Here is a 2,520-nt window from a genome sequence, read left to right as displayed (position 1 = left end):
ATTATGCGAAGTTTAACTACTCAATTCACAATCTGCCTAAGTCTTTGAATGTCTGAACTTTCAAAGTATTCATCGCCAAAAGCATCACAGCGCACGATGATTTGTGTGGGTTCGTCATAATAAATGGCGTAACCTAATAAATCACCTGTAATGCGCTGCTTGCCAAGTTCGCAACAAGTATCAAATACGATGCGCTTACCAAGTAAATTGTTTAATTGTGCTTGCGATAAAATCATTTGTCGTCCTTGTCTTTATCTAAAAGCTGTACTTGCTTAATCACGAAATTGGCAGTCTTGCCATTGCTTTCAAATACACCTTGGCATTGTGTTTGATATACTTGATTTGCTTTGATAAAAGCAAATTCATCTTTTAAATGCTGACTAGGCTTGTCGTATTTAAACGCTTGGCAAATGCTGCCAACGCCACGTTTATTATCCACCAATGCAATGATTTTGATGTAATCATACGACACACCATCATCAGAGGTAAAATCAACGGCAGTAGCGCCAATGATACTTAAATTCATAGATATGAGCATAAAAAATCCTTTTTAATGGTGAGTTAAGCAGCTAAAGGCAGCTGATACTTGCTTGTAGGTACTACATAACCATCAGGCACTTGATTGTCAAAGTCAACGGCAATTAAGCGCACAAATGGAATAACATTCGATGGCTTTTGATGCAGGTTTTGTAAATAAGATTTGGATAATCCACAGTCTACCAGCAGTTTAAAGTTTCTAAAATATGTTGGCTTGGAGTAAATTTCTTTGGTTTTATCAACGCCTTGGGCTTTTAGCGCCAAATAAAACCTATAAGCATTGTTGGCTTTGACGTGGCTAATAACGCCTTTTTTATTGACCGTGAACAGCTTAGATTTTAGCAATTCATAAACTTTATCATCATCATTTAATGGCATGACTTCACCTTCAAGAGCTTTAAAGATTGGATTAAACGCAATGCCCCACAACTCTTGCAGTAAGCCTGATTGCGCCCTTTGTAATTTGATTAGCTCAAAGAGATTACTTGGATAATTGTTCTTTGATAAATAAGTTTTGCAGATGCGAGCTTCAAAGCGAAGTTTGGCGCAAGCAAAATCTTTAGCCGCATAAAGTGCGTTTAGTTTGTTTAACGCTTGTTCATTTTTACCTGCCTTTTTAATGAGTTGTTTAATTTGGCTTTCCACTTCTTCAAATTTGCCATATACCTTACGACCGATGTAACGGCTGTTTTGAGTACCCCAACGTACATAGTTGTCATAGTGTACTTGTTGGCTTTTGGCATGACCGCTAGAAATATTGGCTAGGTACTGCAAACAAGGCGCAACCATGCTTTGACTGGGTAATTTTGCCATGTAAGTAATGTCTAAATGCAACACTTCAGTATTGGCAAAATCTAAATAAGCACACAGCTTGGGAAATGCTTCAATAAGTAAGCCTAGCATTTCAATCGCACCTAGTTCAATGCTTTCAAAACCGTAAACATTATGACCTTGCAACAGTTTTAATGGGCTTGCTTTTAATTCAACGTATGGCAAGCAATTTATACCCTTGTCGTAAAATTTAACTGCCATATCGCTAAAATCAGAACCCAGTGTATCGTAAGGTGCATACAACTCACTGGCTTTGGGCTTACCATCATCATCTAGCTTAACCACCCTTGCACCGCAGTTCAATCCCAATTCTAGCAATGAACCTTCAAAATAAAAACGCCCTTCTCCATGCTTGACAGCATAGATGGGCAAAACAGGTATGGCTAGGCGCAAATGGTCAAGCATTATACAAAAGTAGAAAAGTGGAAATAACCTAAATTCTACAAAAATAACTTTTATAAGTAAATAGAGTTGGAAAAATAATTTATAATTTGTTGACAGCAACCAACAACGGAAAAACCAATCATGCAATCATTCAAACTTAACAAAGCAGAAGAAGAGGCTTTGTATAAAAAATCCATCGCCTTAAATGTGGAGTTAATTAAAACAGGTGAATTGCCAATGACTGAATCAAAAATCATGCATGAAATTCTAAAGCAAACCTTGATTATGGGTGAGTTGGAATTGACTAGAAATGGCGAAATACGAGTATTAAGCAATACTAAGAATTAGGGCGGATTTGCGATAATTTGATAAAAAAGTCTCAAATTTGAGACTCAGGCACACCATTAGATAGCGGTGTGCGCTGTTTTGTGTTCGCGTGTCTGCGTCGCTATCGCCGCCCGCACGCCCACGCTCACACAAAACGCTTCTTGCTTAATTGGATGTTATGTGTTCATTTTGTATTTGCAAAGTAAGTATTTAATAAACATCGCCCAAAGCAAAGGTGGGATAATTTAGCCTTAGGGGTTGGCAATTATCCCACCTTGCTTGGGCTGGTTTTACTCTTGTAGCCAAACTTACGCATAATGCCCATTATGGCTACGCCCAAGCACAAGGCATTTGCGCTTGGGTAAACGAAAGCCTGTGCAATAGATATTGTTGCACAGGCTTTCGCCAACCATAACACGGGTATATTATGCGAAGTTTAAC

Annotated in this window: 4 protein-coding genes; 1 reads left to right on the top strand and 3 read right to left on the bottom strand. The window is 38.3% G+C overall.

The annotated features are described in order from the left end of the window. Positions 1–20: 20 nt before the first annotated feature. From B0181_RS11410 to B0181_RS11400, 3 genes are read right to left on the bottom strand one after another with little or no spacing between them, the layout of a single operon-like run. Positions 21–236 carry a hypothetical protein gene (locus tag B0181_RS11410; protein WP_078277615.1) on the bottom strand — a complete coding sequence of 72 codons (216 nt, stop codon included), beginning with the start codon at positions 234–236 and terminating at the stop codon, positions 21–23. Further along, a complete protein-coding gene (locus B0181_RS11405; protein ID WP_133141459.1) occupies positions 233–538 on the bottom strand; it encodes a hypothetical protein in 306 nt (101 codons plus the stop codon). The genes B0181_RS11410 and B0181_RS11405 overlap by 4 nt, the downstream gene beginning before the upstream one ends. A gap of 23 nt (positions 539–561) precedes the next feature. Continuing rightward, entirely contained in the window at positions 562–1,773 is a 1,212-nt protein-coding gene (locus tag B0181_RS11400) for a phage/plasmid replication protein, II/X family (protein WP_078277613.1), read from the bottom strand. A gap of 120 nt (positions 1,774–1,893) precedes the next feature. Here B0181_RS11400 and B0181_RS11395 point away from each other — a divergent pair, with 120 nt between their 5' ends. Beyond that, positions 1,894–2,100 carry a hypothetical protein gene (locus tag B0181_RS11395; protein ID WP_078277612.1) on the top strand — a complete coding sequence of 69 codons (207 nt, stop codon included), beginning with the start codon at positions 1,894–1,896 and terminating at the stop codon, positions 2,098–2,100. Positions 2,101–2,520: the final 420 nt, after the last annotated feature.

Origin of the sequence: Moraxella caviae (assembly GCF_002014985.1) — a bacterium.
GTDB classification, from domain to species: Bacteria; Pseudomonadota; Gammaproteobacteria; order Pseudomonadales; family Moraxellaceae; genus Moraxella; species Moraxella caviae.
Note: the sequence above shows the minus strand (reverse complement) of the source record. Positions and strands in the feature narration are given on the sequence as shown.

Coding starts and splice junctions, on each gene's coding strand:
- B0181_RS11400 (WP_078277613.1), bottom strand. CDS start 1,773: ATGCTTGACCATTTGCGCCTAGCCATACCTGTTTTGCCCATCTATGCT.
- B0181_RS11395 (WP_078277612.1), top strand. CDS start 1,894: ATGCAATCATTCAAACTTAACAAAGCAGAAGAAGAGGCTTTGTATAAA.
- B0181_RS11410 (WP_078277615.1), bottom strand. CDS start 236: ATGATTTTATCGCAAGCACAATTAAACAATTTACTTGGTAAGCGCATC.
- B0181_RS11405 (WP_133141459.1), bottom strand. CDS start 538: ATGCTCATATCTATGAATTTAAGTATCATTGGCGCTACTGCCGTTGAT.